At 40.4% G+C, this 17846-nt stretch carries 14 protein-coding genes and 1 tRNA gene; 1 reads left to right on the top strand and 14 read right to left on the bottom strand.

Features of this window, described 5'->3' with window-relative positions; genetic code table 11:
- Positions 1-6: 6 nt before the first annotated feature.
- The 11 genes from DXB58_RS03445 to DXB58_RS03400 form a co-directional block, all read right to left on the bottom strand.
- Positions 7-3261: a TonB-dependent receptor gene (locus tag DXB58_RS03445; RefSeq protein WP_004304088.1), complete on the bottom strand. Its 3255-nt coding sequence runs from the start codon at positions 3259-3261 to the stop codon at positions 7-9.
- A gap of 145 nt (positions 3262-3406) precedes the next feature.
- A complete protein-coding gene (locus tag DXB58_RS03440; RefSeq protein WP_122135916.1) occupies positions 3407-4405 on the bottom strand; it encodes a FecR family protein in 999 nt (332 codons plus the stop codon).
- A gap of 144 nt (positions 4406-4549) precedes the next feature.
- The gene (locus DXB58_RS03435) at positions 4550-5125 is read right to left on the bottom strand and encodes an RNA polymerase sigma-70 factor (protein ID WP_122135915.1); all 576 of its coding nucleotides are present in this window, start codon (positions 5123-5125) and stop codon (positions 4550-4552) included.
- A 34-nt stretch (positions 5126-5159) separates the two neighbouring features.
- Positions 5160-6872, bottom strand: coding sequence for an ATP-binding protein (locus tag DXB58_RS03430; protein WP_122135914.1), 1713 nt, complete (start codon positions 6870-6872; stop codon positions 5160-5162).
- Positions 6873-6953: 81 nt separating this feature from the next.
- Positions 6954-7571: a DNA-binding protein gene (locus DXB58_RS03425; protein ID WP_122135913.1), complete on the bottom strand. Its 618-nt coding sequence runs from the start codon at positions 7569-7571 to the stop codon at positions 6954-6956.
- Positions 7572-7840: 269 nt separating this feature from the next.
- Positions 7841-10087 carry a hypothetical protein gene (locus DXB58_RS03420; protein ID WP_122135912.1) on the bottom strand — a complete coding sequence of 749 codons (2247 nt, stop codon included), beginning with the start codon at positions 10085-10087 and terminating at the stop codon, positions 7841-7843.
- A gap of 213 nt (positions 10088-10300) precedes the next feature.
- Positions 10301-10420 (bottom strand) — tRNA-OTHER (locus tag DXB58_RS27645).
- A 198-nt stretch (positions 10421-10618) separates the two neighbouring features.
- The gene (gene rsgA / locus DXB58_RS03415; RefSeq protein WP_122135981.1) at positions 10619-11707 is read right to left on the bottom strand and encodes a ribosome small subunit-dependent GTPase A; all 1089 of its coding nucleotides are present in this window, start codon (positions 11705-11707) and stop codon (positions 10619-10621) included.
- A 217-nt stretch (positions 11708-11924) separates the two neighbouring features.
- Entirely contained in the window at positions 11925-12626 is a 702-nt protein-coding gene (locus DXB58_RS03410; RefSeq protein ID WP_122135980.1) for an SIMPL domain-containing protein, read from the bottom strand.
- Between the two features lie 85 nt (positions 12627-12711).
- Complete coding sequence (locus tag DXB58_RS03405) at positions 12712-13314, bottom strand: DUF1062 domain-containing protein (RefSeq protein ID WP_122135911.1); 603 nt, start codon at positions 13312-13314, stop codon at positions 12712-12714.
- A gap of 108 nt (positions 13315-13422) precedes the next feature.
- Positions 13423-14262: an RteC domain-containing protein gene (locus DXB58_RS03400; RefSeq protein ID WP_122135910.1), complete on the bottom strand. Its 840-nt coding sequence runs from the start codon at positions 14260-14262 to the stop codon at positions 13423-13425.
- Between the two features lie 393 nt (positions 14263-14655).
- On the opposite strand from DXB58_RS03400, the gene DXB58_RS03390 reads away from it, so the two are divergent.
- Entirely contained in the window at positions 14656-14931 is a 276-nt protein-coding gene (locus DXB58_RS03390; RefSeq protein WP_004297114.1) for a putative quinol monooxygenase, read from the top strand.
- 66 nt (positions 14932-14997) lie between these two features.
- Here the strand turns inward: DXB58_RS03390 and DXB58_RS03385 are convergent, their stop codons facing one another.
- From DXB58_RS03385 to nrfA, 3 genes are all read right to left on the bottom strand, one after another.
- Positions 14998-15414, bottom strand: a complete 417-nt coding sequence (locus tag DXB58_RS03385) for a pyridoxamine 5'-phosphate oxidase family protein (RefSeq protein WP_122135909.1) — start codon at positions 15412-15414, stop codon at positions 14998-15000.
- An 80-nt stretch (positions 15415-15494) separates the two neighbouring features.
- Positions 15495-16319, bottom strand: a complete 825-nt coding sequence (locus DXB58_RS03380; protein WP_117937552.1) for a helix-turn-helix domain-containing protein — start codon at positions 16317-16319, stop codon at positions 15495-15497.
- Between the two features lie 37 nt (positions 16320-16356).
- Complete coding sequence (gene nrfA / locus DXB58_RS03375; RefSeq protein WP_122135908.1) at positions 16357-17835, bottom strand: ammonia-forming cytochrome c nitrite reductase; 1479 nt, start codon at positions 17833-17835, stop codon at positions 16357-16359.
- Positions 17836-17846: the final 11 nt, after the last annotated feature.

The following is a 17846-nucleotide window of genomic DNA, read 5'->3' as shown; positions in this document are numbered from 1 at the left end:
CAATGCTCAAAATACAATAGTAGCTCCCAGAATATAAGTTCTCGCATGGGGGAAGACACCCTGGTCGATTCCCATAGCCGAAGAACTGCCTCCACCGATATTCACTTCCGGGTCATAACCTCTGTAATTGGTAAAAGTCACCAGGTTATCCCCTGATATATAGACCGTCACTCTGTCCATCAAAGCCTTCCGGGTCAGCGGACGCGGCAAAGTATATGACAGTTTCACATTTTTCAGTTTAAAGTAAGATCCGTCTTCTACAAAACGGGAAGAAATAGCCGGGTATTTATCTTTCTCCGCACGGGGCACAGTAGTGTAGTCTCCCGGATTACGCCAACGCATCAGGACACGGTCGGACTGGTTACGGGAGTCAAACATTCCTTCGGTAAACATACGGGTAGCATTATAAATATCATTCCCGTATGAACCCTGAAAGAAGAAAGACAGGTCAAAATTCTTATATGAAAAGACATTGTTGATGCCATACAAAAATTTCGGCTGTGCACAACCCAAGATCCGGCGGTCTTCATCTGCACTCAAATCTTCTTCATACACTAACATTCCGTTAGCCTTTTCGTACATCATACGTCCGTTTTGCGGGTTTACTCCTGCTGCCTGAAAACCATAAAAAGAACCTAAAGCCTGTCCTTTCTGAATGATAGACACATTTCCGGAGATTTTCTTATCAAGTGACCCAGTAAAGATAGCAGGACTTCCTGCCATATCTGTCACCTCATTCTTATTAGTGGAGATATTAAAATCTGTTGTCCATTTTAGTTCTCCGGTCAGATTACGCGTGGTCAGTTGGAACTCCAATCCTTTATTTACCACGCTCCCTACATTTTGCATACCCGAATCGAATCCGGAAGTTTGAGGCAGTTTTACCATTAACAGCAAATCGGTTGTTTTCTTATAGTATGCATCGGCAGTCAACGTCATTCTTCCATTAAGGAAAGAGAAGTCGAGTCCCACATTGGTCTGGGTAGTTCTCTCCCAACGCAACTTATCATTCCCTATCTGGCTCTGATAATATCCTGGTAAAATAACGCCATCCATATTATAATTGGCTCCGATTCCATAAATTCCATAAGAACTATAATAACCCACCTGGTCATTACCAACCTGTCCCCAGCCGACACGCAGTTTCAAATCACTCAACCAATCCAATGGTTTCATAAATTCCTCCCCAGTCAGTCTCCATCCCAAAGAGAAAGAAGGAAAATACCCCCAACGGTTGTTCACGCCAAACTTGGAAGAACCGTCAGCACGGAAATTGACAGTGGCGAGGTACTTATTCTGGTAGTCATAGGTCACTCTCCCCAATACAGAAGCATTGGTAGATGCACCATAATCTTCACTTGGCTTGTTTAATACAGTTCCGGCGTTCATAGAATGTATTTTATTATCAGAGAATCCACGTATAGAACTGTTTGCCGATTCTCCCACATAGCGGGAAGCCACAAACCCCGCCAAAGCCGAGAAACTGTGATCTCCTATCTTCTTAGTATAAGTCAGAATTTCTTCGTTGATCCATTTGTAATTTAACGAAGTATTATAACTCGCTTGTCCCTGCTGGTTACGTCCCCAAGCTGAACTGAACGGGTCCAGAAATTCTTTATACCGGGAAGCACCCATTTCGATACCCATGCTTGTTTTTAACTTCAGATCCGGAGTAAAAGAAATCTCCGCATAGAGGTTACCCAACAATTTATGATATACATAATCACGAGTATATGACTCTACCGCACTTAAAGGATTCTCCAAAGAAGACAAAAACGGTAGCGTAGGAAATGTTCCGTCCGCATTATATTTACCTACCACAGATGGAGTGGTGATGGCTTGCAGAATAACGGTCTCGGAATTTCCATCCGAAACGTCGACATCATTGATCTTACTGTAACTTAGGTTCGTTCCGATCTTTACCCATTTTTTCAATTCCTGTTCCAGATTGATCTTAAAATTCATACGTTCAAATGAAGATGGCTTTACAATACCATCCTGTTTGATAAATCCGGCTGAAATGTAATAAAGGGATTTTTCGTTTCCACCGGAAATGGATAACTGATAATTCTGCATGGCCGCATTGCGAAACATTTCATCCTGCCAGTCGATATTGGCATTATACACGGAGGTATCCATGGCCGGATACCCCAAATCGGAAAGTAAATCCTGATATTCATCTTTATTCAAGACATCTATTCTCTTGGCACGTTCCGAAAAACCATAGTAGGCATTCAACTCAATTTGCGCTTCACCTTTCCGGCCTCTTTTGGTGGTAATCAGTACTACCCCATTCGCACCTGCATTTCCGTAGATTGCAGCAGAAGAAGCGTCTTTCAATACCGTAATACTTTCTATTTCGGAAGGGTTGATCGTTTTTGTGTCACTGGTCGGCACTCCATCCACCACATACAAAGGTTCGTTTCCTGCATTGATAGACGTAGCTCCCCGGACACGGATAGAGAAACCCTCATTCGGCTTTCCCGAAGGGGTGATAACTTGTACTCCCGCAGAACGTCCGGCAAGTGCTGACCCAAAATCATTCACGGGAATATTTTCTATATCTTTTGCCAGAACAGTGGATACAGCTCCCGTTATATCTTTCTTCTTCTGTACGCTATAGCCTACTACAACCACCTCATCCAGTTTCTTCACATCTTCCTCTAAAGTTACATTCAGCATCCGGTTGTCTCCGATTCTTTTTTCCTGGGACAGATAACCGAGAAAAGAGTATTGAAGTACTTGATTAGGATGATCGATTTTGATTTCGTACTTACCATCCATATTGGTCACCACTCCATTATTACTTCCTTTCACCATCACACTGACACCTATCATCGGTTCGCCGGAACTATCCGTAACTTGTCCTGTCACGTTTCTGGCAGTAGCCCCCTGTGTAGATTCTGCGTCTTTCTGCCTGACATTCTTGGAGATACGGACAGTTTTGTTATTGATATCGAAAGAGACATCCTGTCCCCGAAACAGATTATTCAGTACATCTTCGATCTTTTGTTGTTTGGCGTCTATTGAAACTTTTCTTTTTGTATCAATATCCGGTGTTCGAAGAACAAACGTGTAGTTGTATCGCTTATTGATTGTTTCCAACGCCTCACCAATTGTCTTATTTTTGAGACTAAGCGTGATAAGTTCTCCATTATTCTGCGCCAATACCGGATTCGTCCAGATAAATAGCGCCAATAGAATTGGTAAAAGATTGCTAAATAGCTCTCTAAAATGAGCCGGTTTTTCATGATATTTCATACCTTTGGCAATGATCTAAGTTAATAATTAATTTTGTTAACTGATTTCCAAAACGGGAAAGTGTCGCAACCACTTTCTCGTTTATTTTTTTATTTGTTTATCCATCCATTCCACACATGTATTTTAAGGTTAATAACTGGGTTGTTTATCTCGTCTTTCTTGAAATTTCAATAATATCCTGATCTCGCTTGATACATAATTCATTGTCTATATTCAATGCTTCAAGCATCTCATCCAAAGAAAGTCCCTGGGCAAATGTGACAAAGAAATTTTCTTTGAGTAACGCTTTATCCCTTATCACAATCTGAACATTGAACAGACGTTGAAGTTCCGTTATAATCTCTTGCAGTGTCTTGTCTCTGAATGTATACTGCCCGTTCCGCCAGGATTGATACCCATCTACGTCAAACTTTTCAAGTTTAAGTTGTTTTTTATCCAATATGGCTTTCTCACCCGGAACAAGGAAAATATCCTGCTGATTTAAATCTCCCTTCACCAACAAAGAAATACTTCCTTCAAGCAGTGTGGCTTCCGTGCCTTTATCTTCCGTATAAGAACGTACATTAAATCTTGTTCCATGCACTTTGATGCTTAAATCTTTTGTATCTACAATAAAAGGACGTTCCGGATCTTTTGTCACTTCCAGAAAGGTTTCTCCGCTAACAAATATCTGACGAACCTGGGTAAACCGTTCGGGATAGATAATATGTGTACCGGAGTTCAGCCAGACTTTACTCTGATCGGGCAAAACAACTTCTTTCTTTTGCCCATATTCGGCATAGACTTCTATCCAGTTGACTTGTGATTCCTTGTTATCCAGATATAGATAAAGAGTAGCTCCCAATAAAGGAATAAACAGAATAGCTGCAACACGTATCAGATAATGTATTGTTCTCGTGAATGTACTCTTTTGAGGAGACGGAGCTACTCCGCCAATAGCTTCACAGACCTTCACAAATGCAGAAGAAGTCATTTCGCGGTCACAGGCTACTTGAGACGATTCTTTCCAAATTTCTTGCAATTCCTGATCGAATTCCGGTTTAGACTCATTCTCTATGAACCATCGTCCAAACGCACTTGAAGTGATATCCTTCTTCAAGTTATAGAAATAGTCTTTCAATATTCCGGGAGGTAAAAGTTTCATTTTTCTTCGTATTATCTGGTTATATCTGATATACGGAAGCTAGAAAAAGTACACCCAATGCTTTTTTGACTTTAACATTTATAAACCATTAATTGGGGATAGAGGTGTAACAAAAAGTAGTATGGCAGAGCGGAAAAATTAAAATCAGAGAGAAAGAATGAACAAAGCAGCAATCCAATAAAGAAACCCTCCCAGTTTTTCACGAAGTATATGCAACGCTATATTCAGATGGCGTTCTACCGTGCGTTTGGATATTCCTAGTTTAGAGGCTATCTCATCATTAGACAATCCTTGCAAACGACTCATGACAAACACTGCACGACGTTGCGGCGGCATATTATCCACCTCTTTCATCACCAGTTCTTTAATATGCGATAGATCATAAACACTTTCTATCATTTCATCTGTATGATCGCTATCCTTCAGATATGAAATGCTTTCCAAGGGTTCTGAAATGACTAAGGAACGGAAATAATCTGTTATCTCATTCTTTGTGATGGAATACAAATAGTTATTAAACTTCCGTTCGCAATCAATCAATTCTCTTTTTGTCCAGACCTTGATAAATACATTTTGGGCTATATCGTCGGCAACAAAAGAATCTTTCACTATCCCCAATGTGAAGAAACGCACTTGAGAATAGTAACGATCGAAAAGAAGTTTAAAAGCATTTATATCTCCGGAAATCATTCGAGAGATAATATGACTCTCATTTTTCATAAACAGTTAGTGCAATATTGCAGATTTTATTGTCTCATACTTCCCAACATTTCCATCCCTTATTAGCACAAATGTACACCACATATGTCCGTACATTATAATTAGGAAACTTTTCCTTAGTGTCTTCACCGTATCTTTTCACCTGTTCCACGTGCTCGGGAAGAGGCTCGGAAAGTGCAAGCATCTTTTCAGCTTCTTTCATACGATAATATTTAAATTCGACCACACGATCATCCGTATAGTAATCTGTACCGGGAATACCGGTCATTTCAAAGTCTGATCGGCCTACTGAATTATTCTGTTCGATGGCAAAGGTATAACAACTACTTAAATAACGCGATACCAGTTCGTAGAAAGAACACCGGATAAAGTTTTCATTGATCTTATCAAAAACTTGTGCTGGAAATTGTCCCAAATATTGTTCGAAATAATTCTGAACGAGTGGTTCTAAGCTTCGATTGGAATCATAGTGCCGATACACAGGAACATAACGTTGTGCATTGCCTTCTATTTTGTTCAGTTGATTATAGTAGTCCATGTATACACTACGCATCGTCATATTAGGCAATGTGGTCACAAATTTATCCTTCAACGTCGTCATTCCCAAATAAAACAAACTAATGGGATAAAACTCTTTATCAAAAAACTTTTTCTTATTAAACTTACTAGCAAGATCAGCCACATTATAAGGCAATTCATCGTCAATTACCAATGCATCCAACATCGCTTTCGCATTATCCAGCGAAAGAGTCAACCGACGAATCCAATGAATGTCAGTACGTAGATTTTCATCTACCAATTCGTCCGGAATACTACCGGCATTGGCTGCAAATTTCTTGAAGAAGTAAGTAAGGATGGTGGCATTGAATAACCGATCTCCATTCGGACGGAAACGATAACCATCATAGTTACTCACTATTAGTTGCCATATTTCGTCAAAGCGATCCTGTCCTGTAGAATACTTATCAAGCACATAACGTAGATATGTTTCAGTTTCTTCGTATGTAAACCCAAGCATATTCAGGAAATTAGGCTCAAGAGTCAATATCTCTGCAATATTATATCCACTAGTCAAATCATCCATAGTGACAGGCAGCACACCTGTACAAAAACAAGTACGGATACTCCCTTCACCAATACCTTTTTTAATTACTTTAAAAAAAGTACGCAGAAAGCTGTCATTAGTAGTAACTTCTTCATAGAGTGGATCATTATAGGCAGTAAGTAATTGATTGGTGAAATTATCATATTCATCAATCAAAATATAAACTTTAGGCAATTCGTGAGAGCGGGCGTAAGTAAGCACTTCTTCCAGCATTTTAGATGCATCGCCACGATTGCTAAATTCAAAATCACCAAACAAATCACGATTATGTGCTACCATTACTTCTACCGGACCGCAATTCAGGTCATTAAAATTCTGTGCCAGCCCTTGAATATGGTCTGACATTACCATTGCGGAGAAGTCATAACGGATTATCATATAACGGTTATGTTCTTTTGTCGGATGATTACCAATCCACGTGTCAGCAAACAGTTCTTCAAACCGATGCGCTTTCGTACGGTCATAATAGCAAGCTAGAGTAGAGACTAACAAACTCTTCCCAAAGCGACGGGGACGCAGAAATACAGGAGCCTTATAATCTTCAAGCTTAGCTATATATTGGGTCTTATCTACGTAATAGAAACCACGTTCACGCATTTCTATGAAATCTGCTACTGCATAAGGAATTGTTATACTTGCCATAATCCTACTGTTTTTTCTATAGACAAACAAAGGTACAAAATTGTTAGCAATAACAAGAAGAAATCTTTGAATTGATTGTCATTACTCTTGTTGCCAGACATAAAACACGGTTCTTCCAGCCCCACGTTTACGAAGAATCCCTTTCTCAATGAAAGTATTCAAATCATCTATTGCTTTCAGTCGGGAAAGTCCGGTCAGGCTACTATATTCCAATCGGGTAATACCACCATTTTTCTTTAGAAATTCCTGTAAAAGCTGCTGGCGTTGCTCCATAGAAAATTCCACTTTTTGAGAAGAGTGTTTGGATTTGTCCACACGTTCCAACTCTATCTCACGCTTAATCTTCCTTTTGAACTCTTTGGAAGTACGCAAATGCACGTTATCAAAACAGATTGATTCGGCACGAATCTCCCGTTTAGTCATTACTTTATGCGTACATTTCAAAGAGATGCTAAAATGCCCGAGTTCGCCAAGTTCTACGATATATCCCTCTGCTAACGTTTCGGCTAGTTCATCCAATACAACTCCTACCACCGCATCTATCACGTTATAGTTAAAAGTCTGGGAAGAACGAGATACACGTTCCAGGAATTCTTTTTTCGAGTAAGTTCCATTTGGAACGATACGGGCATGCAAAGGCTTTTGTTCTCCGGTACAATCAGGATCCGGTGTTTCATACAAATCATATTGAGCACTCATAAGTATATCTTTTTATTAGTTCATACATTTATTACTTTCACTACGTATATTTAATCGCCTGTTCATTGAACTTTAATCTTCAGTTCATATAAAAATAATCGTCTGACAGCTGTATCTTTTTCGTCTGACAGTTGTCAGACGGAAAGATAACAGTTGTCAGACGAAAGTTCAACAGCTGTCAGACGATTAATCTATCGCATACAAAGGTATAACTTTATGCGATGCGACCTTTAAATCTTAGGAGAAAAAAGACAATTCCTCCCAAGAATTTAATCACCCAACAGTAATTTAGTCACAGCGGCAGTATTCAATGCCCATTCACGAGTATATATCTCGTCCGCCTCCGGAATATCAACTAACTTCAATCCCTGCGCCTGTGCTTTGACAGCTAACAGTTCACCAACAGTTGTTTTCGCTTCCAGCTTATCCAGATACTTTTCGATGGTCTGTGTATCCAAAGAAAGAATCGTCTGTCCACCAAAAGGAATTTCCAGCCAAACGATTTCCCGTTCTTTCACTTTCAGAACTCCGAAAACAAGCCCTTTCTGCAAACTTTGGGAAACACGTACCTGATGTTGCACGCAAGAAGGATCGTAAGCTACTCCTGTTCTTTCCGATATCTTCATTGGATAGGCAGAGTTCATCCAACCTACCACCAGATTAGGAGAGATAGTCCCATTGCTATATGCATTGCAAGTGAAAGCGACATATTCCGCACCTACACGGTTCAGTTCATTCAAATCCAGCTCGATATATTCGGCAGTACCTTTCTTATTAGGAATACTTCGGATATCCCCGCTATGTTTAGCGCCAATAGCTTGCAAGTTGAAGAAGGAGCAAACTTCTGTTGTGGAAGGCAAAGTGATATGACAACTCAAGTCCATATCAAGATGCTGTGCCGGAAGCCCTTTTCCCCACTGCATAAACAATCGCACTTTATCCCCCTCTACCGGGAAACGTGTTCCCTGCAAAGCACAGGAAGTATCCTGAATTGTTTCGCTACGATCGCCGATAGCCAACGGAATATGGAACAACATAGGGTCAATATACATACTTTTGTTTTCACTTTCGACAGCTGCACTGGCGAAACGGGCAGCTACGACTTCCTTACACAAATCCTGTACATTCTTCACCATCGCTTTTAGCTGATCCTCCATATACAGACCCACCAAATAATGTGGTTCTATCAAAAGAGCATTCCCCCCTAAAGGTTTCACCATTCTCTTACGTCCCGGTTCAAAATAGCTCTCTGCATACATACCCAAAGTAACGACCAAACGTGCCGGCAACAAATGAACCACTTCTTTAAATGCAGCCAACGTCTCTTCCGCTCCGAACCAAAGCATATTCGCAAATAAAGAACGTGCAAACATACCCGGTCGCTGCTTTAACAAAGCAAATGTCTGTTCCGCATCCGCCTTCAAACGGTTGCGCTCCACTTCTCCCTGCCAAACGGTATATGCCTGGCGGTAGAATACATCCATCAATTCCTTCAAATTTCCGAATTCCGGCTTACGGGCATATTCCGCCAGACGCAACGCACGTATCATACGTACCCACATCTCTCTTTTCGGATGCATGATTTCGCAAGCCTTCTCCGGAGCCATTGTCAGGTTGTTCAACCAAAGAGCTACCATTTTACATTCACGACGCGTATATTTCAACTTCAACTCCTCACGCTTCGCTTGAGCTGCCGAACGACTTTTATCCAAAACTCCACATATATGTGTGTTGTTTCTACCTGTTTTACGGATAACAGTCTTAGGCTCTATGATTTGGAGGAATCCGGTTTTCTTATACCGCAGATAACGCAATATATCATTCGGAGTAGAGAAATAGATTTGTGCTTCCTGCGCTCTATCCTGTTCCACCAATGTATCTATCACCAACATCAATGTCTCCTTCATTTTGATTCCGACTGCCGGTAACGGAAGTTCGCCAAGCATTATTTTCAAGCTATCCGCTTGTGTGGCATCAAGAGCCGTACGCGATTCAAGCAAGTCACAGAAAAAAGCATTCAGCTCCTTGTCCTGCCAAAGTTCCAGCACTTTCAGCTTACTTCCCTGTCCGAAGTATTCCGTAGTAGCCGTTTGGAATGGAGTTCCGCAGAACGGACAACCATTGTACCGCTCCATAGGGAATGTATTATCAGGGATCACGTGCCCGCAAGGTAGTTTAACGCCTTTCTGGCTATTAAACAGGTTAGCGATCCATGTAACCAGATGATCCAAACGCGTTTCTCCGGTAGGTACATCCCACCCTTTCACCAATGGAGCCCAGTTTAGCGTCACGTCCAATGCTTCTTTCATCACCTGAAGAATCATCATCTGTTGAGCCGGATATAACTGATTAACGGCATGCAGCAGTTCTTCGGACAAGCTATATCCTACTTTACGGAGTTGGGCTACCAATGCAATGGTAGTCGAAGTCAACTCTTCCTGTTTTTTCTCTTCTTCTATCAAAGGCAAATAGATTGCATTCTGCCTGATAGACACTTTCAACAAATCTTTATTCATAACTTTGTTTTTTTAAGTAAGGTAATCGGAAGACTGTGAATCAATGGAGCATTCCTGCGGTTTTGAAGTAAGTCTTCCTTGACCTTAGTTGATAAAAAGAGGTAGAACAGGCCGGATTCGAACCAGCGTTATCCACCGTTAAGAAGTAAGCCCCGGTTGACCTCATTTCAGATAATCCCGAAGCTACTGTCCTACCTCTATATTTATTTTTTGTGGAGCAGGCCGGAGTCGAACCGACGACCGTCACAGGATAGAAGTAAATCTTAATTGACCTTTTTCATCAGGATAATCTCAAGATTATGTATGATGCTCTACCCACTGAGCTACTGCCCCTTTACGAAACAGGAAAACAGATAATCATATGAGTCAATATCTTAACAGGATGTATGGAAGTAACCCGTACTTGACCTGTTTTCTTGTTTCTTCGACAAAGATAGATGCAGTGGTGCGCAGCCTTTTTGCGCAGCTAAAACTTTTTTGCTCTTTTGAAGAAAAAAATAAATTCCAATACCTGCATCGTTTAAATAAAAATCAGCGATTTGCCTTACGATTCTTTACTTCTTCTACAAGTTTTGTAAAAGACTTCTCCTTTTTACGTTTCTCATGTTCGGAAGCAGAAAAGTGCCACGCTTCCCGGCGAAGTTTCAGATAGCTTGCATAAACTTTATAATCTAACACACCGCTATTGACTGCTTCTAAAACAGCACAACCCGGTTCGTTGATATGCTTGCAATCTTTGAAACGGCATGATTCTGCATAGTCAGAGATTTCAAGTACTTCAGCCAGTGAGTCTGGATTGTCGATAACCAAGCCAAATTCACGCACACCCGGAGTATCGATTAAAACACCCGAATCATTCATCAATACCATTTCCCGACGGGTCGATGTATGCCGGCCTTTTCCTGTGGACAGGCTTATATCGGAGGTAAGCAACACAGATTTTTCACAGAGTGCATTTACCAGAGAACTTTTCCCGACACCCGAAGAACCGACAAACACAACAGTTTCTCCTTCTGATATGGATTCCCGCAGCCGGAGAATCGTTTGGGGTTGATGAATGCTCGTAAAAAATACGGGTATCTGATTGGAGATATGATTTATTTGTTCTTCAACACTCTGCCTGTCAAAATCTAAATCGGATTTATTAAGTACCAATACAGGCTTGATGTTTTCTTCTAATACCTGAACCATAAAACGTTCTACTCTGCGGACATTGAAATTATCGTCAAGGCTCTGCACAATAAATGCTTTATCGACGTAAGAAGCAATGGCCTGCCTATCGGCAACTGTACCGCTTTTCTTGCGATACAATGTCCGCTCACGAGGTAGCATATCGACAATAATCCCTTTATTCTCATCAAATGGTTGAAAAAGCCCCCAATCACCCGTACAGGGTAATTCAGTATCAGATTTCCCATACATCATGTTTCCCGTGAGTTCACACTGAAACAATCCGTTTTCGGAAACGACCTCGTAGCAGGTACGATGTACTATGGATATACGTCCATGAGGAAGAGTGCTGTAGAGTGATTCTTGTTTTAGTTGGCTTAGTTTATCATTCCAGCCATACCAGTTTAAATTAACGTCAAATTTGTGAATTGTTTGATTTTCGTTATTCATGATCTTAATGTATACAGCGTACACGTTACAAAGCACCACGATGCTTTTAGCACCCTTGTACGCAAGTTAAAAATTGAATTTATAAAGACATAAAGAGTACTCCCGGAAGGAATCATCCGAGAACAAACGAAAGGACAATCTGTATCAGAAACACAGATTGTTTACTAAACCAAATCCGATTTATTATTTCTTGTCATGCGACAAAGATAGACTATTTTTATTTAATGGCAAAACGAGCCGTCATTTCATACCGTAGCTTGATAACCCGGTACTGCTCGGTAGCTGCCGTACCCATGCTTACATTGCTCTGCGCCTCGAAAGGAAGATAACGGCTTATGTTATTATCGGCAGGTTCGATGATACGAATCACTTCACCCAACTGCTGCCCCATCGCTTCCACCAGATAAGATGCTTTCTCACGGGCAGCCTTCAGTGCTTCAATCTTACCTTGTTTCCGATACATTGGCAAATCCTTATGTTTGAGTTCTCCGATGCGCATGGACTCAATTCCCCACGTATTGACCGAACGAATAATAGAGTTAATCTGCTCAAAATCCGTAAGCCGGATATCCAATTGCTTACCTATCAGAAACTCTTTTCCTCTCTGACGCCAATAATCTCCTATTTCCTGTGTGCGGATAGCATCATCCGTTATTCCTATTTTGCGCAAACTTTTACGCAAATCTTTCTCTATCATTGCCAATGGCACTTTCGTCCGGAAATCTTCTTCTTTTTTTGATTTACCGGTGTATTCTTCTTGCCAATACTCCTTAATCTGAACCAGAAAATGAATCTCATCCGGAACGACTTCTATTTCAGAAGAACCGGTCACTTCAACGTATCGTCCATCACTTTCCTGTGCATTCACAACGATACTCCAAGTAAACAAAACAAAAGCTAATAAACATACCTTTTTCATATCTTCCATCTTAATAGTACAACCTCTTTTACAGAATGCGAATTATCATTTCACAAAGCTATTAAAAAAAACTGTAAAACCGATTTTATCCCAAGAAATCAATCAGGCTTTTTCGATCCATCAAAATAGTATCGCCATTCTTTACCTTACACTTGGAAGATGTTTTGCCGGAAAGTAAAGAAATATACCCTTTTTCAAACAGCAGCTTCAAGCGGGTACTGGAAAGAGGCAGACATCTTTTTATCAATGAGGATAATTTAAGGCTCAAGTCGAAATCACACTTGACTTGGATACTTATGATCTCACTACTCATATTCAGGATATCTTCTAAAGAGACGGTATTTATCACCTCATATTCAACACTGTCATAATCTAATTGAAGATTATTCCTACTTGCCACTCCGGCAGAAAAGGCATATTGCCAGGTAACTTCCCTGTCATTCATAGAAAAGCTGTGAAAGAGCTTTTTATCAATCAAGTCGGGTTTAGTTCGTGACAACAGAGTCATATTACAAGTGTTATCACATTTCACACATCTATAAATCAGCCAGACATCAATGTTTTTCTTCTGTGCATTCATCCTGAACTTATCACTGCAATAAAAGCGGTCACTATCACAGTGACTGCATTTCTTAATTAATAAGGGGCAATTCTTCACCCTTATCTCCCATGTAAATGTTGTTTCCATAACTATACAAAAGCAATTATCTTTCTTTGTGAATCAATTATATTTCTCCGCAAAGTTGGATAATAGCCATTTGTATAATTCACAAGATGTCACAAGACGCCCTGAAATTTATCTGTCAAGCTCATCCATCATCTTTATAATCTGTTCTTTCAACTTATCCAGAAATTGGGTTCTGCTTTTCTTTCTATTCCTGATTTCCAAGAATATACGATAAAAATCACCTATCTCGATATTAAACAGTGTTTCGCAACAAAAAGCAATGTCTTTCAAACTCGTATTTCCATTATTAAAGCATTTACCTGCATACAAGGCGTAGATAAACTCAACCAAAGCAACTTTACTGTCCGTCCATTGCAACAGTTTACTGTCTACAATGGAAGTGAATTTAAGATGAAGTTTCTCTGTCAGCTGCTCTATTTCCTCCGACACATATTCTATCAAGCGATTATTCGCCAGAATTTCCGCAACACTCGAATCATGCAAGGTGGTAAAAGAAATATCTCTATCCAGTAGATGACAATGTATATCAGAAAGAATATCATAATTCTCCCGAATAAAATAGCGGTTATCAAGCTCTGTTCGACCGGCACGGTAATATTCATAAAAGTCATTATTCAAAAATGATTTTTGCAGGTTCTCCAATTCAATCTTCAGATATCTGCATTGGGATGACAGAGATTTGTCGATACGATTCTTTTCAATCTGATACAAACGGACATAAAACATCAACAGACCGGAAATCTGCGGTTTCGATACTTTAAAGAAAAGAATCTCTTCTTCAGCACTTCGAAACTGATATCCGACAACAGTTGTTTTCAGCGAAGTCAGCGAAACCTGTACGACACCAATGATCTGCCTGATTCTATCCAAAGGATCAACCGGCTGCAGCTCAATCCTTTTTATTTCTTCTTCTATGTTCAGCTTACTATTTCTTACGAAATTTTCCATTCATTCCCAACGCACCCACCACTCCCATCTGATTACCATGAACCGGACTAAAAGCCTGAATACCTTAATTGCATCAGTTTTGAAAAACGATGCAGTGAATAATAAAAATGATAAAATGAAAAACCTGTTCAAGTATAGAACTACTCAAACGAAAGAAATTAGCCTGTGGTTTATGAGGCTAATATTAAGCTATAACAAATTTAAGAATTGTGCCCAAAATCATTGCTTTTAGAATTCAGATGCAAATATAATTGTTTTTTTAGGATGACATGAAGTTTATATGAAATTTTGAAATAAGCTCACCAGAAGTATAGAAAAATAGTATCTTTGCCTCCGACTTTTCACAGATACTGTGAGAAAGTAATTCTTTTAATTATATAAATAAAAAAGACTATGATCAGATTAAATGTTTTTGTTCGTGTAAACGAATCCAACCGTGAAGAAGCGATAAAAGCGGCAAAAGAACTGACTGCCTGTTCTTTAAAAGAAGAAGGATGCATTGCTTATGATACTTTCGAAAGCAGCACGCGTCCTGACGTTTTCATGATTTGCGAAACTTGGCAGAATGCCGAAGTATTGGCAGCACACGAAAAATCTCCTCATTTCGCTCAATATGTAGGTATCATTCAGAAATTGGCTGAAATGAAATTGGAAAAATTTGAATTCTAAATGAATTACGAGGCTGTTCGAGAACAGCCTCGCTAAATCCGCTATTCCTTATTTTTCCGAGTAAAATTAGTCAAGTTTCTTATGGATAAATGTTCCTTCAATCCAATAAGTTGCGTGATTCGATTCAAATTTCAACAAGACATAGCCGGGATCAGTGGGGCCACCGGGAAAATGATCGATAAACCAGTCCTGCCAAAGTTCCTGCTTCATCTTTTCGTCAGTTACAACTTCCACTTTCCCCGTTAACGCCACGCTGTCTCCTTTATCCTGAAAGCATAATCCAGCTTTCGAATTCAATAAGAAATCAATTGTTTTTAGTGAATCTGCTCCAGTAGACATCCAGATAGTGGAAATTCCTTCTGCCAGGATTTTGCTCATCGGCACAGGACGGGGATAACCTTCTTTATTCACAGAAGCAAGGGTAACTACTTCACATCTCTGCAACAATTCTGTTGCTTTCTCTTTCATTGTTTTTGTGGTCATAAGCTGATTGGTTTTTATTAACCTTGCAAAGGTAACGGCATATCCTCCCACTCTATTGTAAAAAAGCGACTTTTACCTATCTATCTTTGTGGTTCGATATAAGTAAGTGTAGTTTCTTCCGGAACGGTAAGGGAAAGAAAAGACGCAGGAGTGTTGCCGGACATTGACTTAATCTCTTTTGAGAAATGCGCTAAATCATAGTATCCTGCATCAACTGCCGTAGTCAACAGATTGGCTGATGTCGTGGTTCTCAACAATTCTACAGCATTCTTAAATTTGACAATACGGCTGTATTCTTTAGGAGTAAATCCGGTATAATGCTTGAACTTTCTCTCAAAATGACGCTGACATAAACAGACGTCATCCATCAAACTGCGAACTGAGCGTTTTCCTTCGGAATGATTAATCATGTTCACTGCCATAGCGACGTGAGAATCGGCAGGCTGATAATGGCGCGCCAAATATGCCAGCAAATACTCCTCCACTACCCGTATTCGATCTGCAACATGCTTCTGCTCACCCAATCTTTCAATAAAAGTGTCATCAAAAACAGCCTTCATCTCATTAGTACTGACTCTGCTATTCACAAATTCGTGTAGAGGCAGGTTTGTAAAGCAAGACAGCCCACAAGGTAAAAAACGAACGCCAAACATGTGAATCGATTCTGTATAAGTGACGAGTTCCGAATATTTTGTCATAGGTCCTACAAAATAGGAACGATAGGGTTGCATCATCAGACTTCCTTCTTCAACAGCATTAGCCACCTCTCCCAGCGTAAAAATAAAATCGGTACAACCATCCGGCAGAATATGGATGCGCATACCATAATCCGGATTGCCCTTAAACTCCCAATAGTTATCAATGTAGGGAACAAGTAAATGAGAAGGCTGATATTCTGTATACATGGATCTATTTTATACGCAAATATAGCGAAAATAAATTCTAATCAACGATGCGTCCGTTTGCCTTTGCCTTTTGAAGCCAGTCAGGGACAATCTCTTCGAGAAATTTATCTTTGCCCGCCTTTTCGGCAGCCATATCCAAACCGATATATTGCTGCGCCTTTTCTTTCGTTGTGATATCCGGAAGTGGAACATCATCTGTATATCCGTGCGATACCAGGATTTTGTTGATAGCCATACGGGCCTGGAATGTTTTGTTTAACCCATGTCCCAAAATACGCATTATTTCCTGCGGAGCATGAAAAGAACCACCATGCGATGCCACGCCGAAATCCCATCTCCATTGCGCCTGGCGGATCAACTGTAAAACTTCTTTCATCTCGTTTTCAGTAGCTCCTTTATCCCAGGCAAATTTAGCCTCGATGTGTGCTTTCGCCAAATCTTTTTCTAAAAGGGCACGCAGTTCATTTGCCTTTCGCTGACGTTCGTATACATTATTACAAAGTGTCTCCTTGTTATCACGATGACAAGTCTGACAAGTGCGTTCAGTCACAGCCAACGGATTCTGGATATGGTGATCGCTGTATTTTATTCCGCCTTCATCATTATAAGGCATATGACAATCGGCACATGACACACCACGTTGACCATGAATACCTATTTGGAAAATTTCATAATCAGGATGCTGCGCTTTCAATATAGGGGCACGACTCAATTTATGAACATAATCAGTAAATCCGATTTCATCATAGTACTTTTCCAAGTCTTCAACCGTGAAACCTTTATCCCAGGGAAAAGTGGGATATTTTATATCGCCTTTGAAGTAATATTCCGAATGACACTGGGCGCACACCAATGAGCGCATCTCTTGTGGGCTAGCCTGTGTGATGTCTCTGCCCTGACGTTGGAAAGCTTCGACAAGCGACGGGCGACTAATATGCAAATCCATATTCTTAGGTTCATGGCAATCGGCGCACCCGACGGGATTTACAATTTCAGTTCCCCATGTAGCCCACTTATTATTATAAAAGGAATCCACCCCGATAGCTGCTACCATACGGGGAACATCGGGACTTTTACACATCCAGCAACTGGCAGGTTGAGGCCCGTCACCAGCATGCATGGGAGCACCGGTACGAAGTGAATGTCTTAAATCATCCAAAGCATACATATGTCCGCGTGGTGAAGAATAATCTTTAGAAAATGCATACCCAGCCCATAAAATGACCATTTCGGGGCGTTGCGCCAACACATCAATGGATATTCTTCCATTCATATCACTACGCGAATCGATCGATGTGGTATCTACCCATGTCTTATATTCACGCTGATAATTATCGGAGAACAGAGAACTGCGTGCTTCTATCCCGGTTATCTCTGTCTTTTTGCGATAAACTGCATTTACGACTTCCGGCCTGCGTTCCGTCAGGAATGAAATAACGACCCCCAACGCAAAGACAATAGCCATTGCAAAACCAAACAGTAACCATCCCTGCCAAGGTTTCAGTATCTCTTTCATTCCTTCTTTTT

The sequence above is a fragment of the Bacteroides sp. OM05-10AA genome, from assembly GCF_003439055.1.
GTDB classification, from domain to species: domain Bacteria; phylum Bacteroidota; class Bacteroidia; order Bacteroidales; family Bacteroidaceae; genus Bacteroides; species Bacteroides intestinigallinarum.
This window is presented reverse-complemented; position numbering and strand designations above follow the sequence as displayed.

What these genes read in the sequence shown, in the direction of transcription:
- DXB58_RS03400 (WP_122135910.1), bottom strand. Translation starts at nt 14,262, where the DNA reads ATGGAAAATTTCGTAAGAAATAGTAAGCTGAACATAGAAGAAGAAATA.
- DXB58_RS03385 (WP_122135909.1), bottom strand. Translation starts at nt 15,414, where the DNA reads ATGACCACAAAAACAATGAAAGAGAAAGCAACAGAATTGTTGCAGAGA.
- nrfA (WP_122135908.1), bottom strand. Translation starts at nt 17,835, where the DNA reads ATGAAAGAGATACTGAAACCTTGGCAGGGATGGTTACTGTTTGGTTTT.
- DXB58_RS03425 (WP_122135913.1), bottom strand. Translation starts at nt 7,571, where the DNA reads ATGAGTGCTCAATATGATTTGTATGAAACACCGGATCCTGATTGTACC.
- rsgA (WP_122135981.1), bottom strand. Translation starts at nt 11,707, where the DNA reads ATGAATAACGAAAATCAAACAATTCACAAATTTGACGTTAATTTAAAC.
- DXB58_RS03440 (WP_122135916.1), bottom strand. Translation starts at nt 4,405, where the DNA reads ATGAAACTTTTACCTCCCGGAATATTGAAAGACTATTTCTATAACTTG.
- DXB58_RS03445 (WP_004304088.1), bottom strand. Translation starts at nt 3,261, where the DNA reads ATGAAATATCATGAAAAACCGGCTCATTTTAGAGAGCTATTTAGCAAT.
- DXB58_RS03405 (WP_122135911.1), bottom strand. Translation starts at nt 13,314, where the DNA reads ATGGAAACAACATTTACATGGGAGATAAGGGTGAAGAATTGCCCCTTA.
- DXB58_RS03430 (WP_122135914.1), bottom strand. Translation starts at nt 6,872, where the DNA reads ATGGCAAGTATAACAATTCCTTATGCAGTAGCAGATTTCATAGAAATG.
- DXB58_RS03420 (WP_122135912.1), bottom strand. Translation starts at nt 10,087, where the DNA reads ATGAATAAAGATTTGTTGAAAGTGTCTATCAGGCAGAATGCAATCTAT.
- DXB58_RS03390 (WP_004297114.1), top strand. Translation starts at nt 14,656, where the DNA reads ATGATCAGATTAAATGTTTTTGTTCGTGTAAACGAATCCAACCGTGAA.
- DXB58_RS03410 (WP_122135980.1), bottom strand. Translation starts at nt 12,626, where the DNA reads ATGAAAAAGGTATGTTTATTAGCTTTTGTTTTGTTTACTTGGAGTATC.
- DXB58_RS03380 (WP_117937552.1), bottom strand. Translation starts at nt 16,319, where the DNA reads ATGTATACAGAATATCAGCCTTCTCATTTACTTGTTCCCTACATTGAT.
- DXB58_RS03435 (WP_122135915.1), bottom strand. Translation starts at nt 5,125, where the DNA reads ATGAAAAATGAGAGTCATATTATCTCTCGAATGATTTCCGGAGATATA.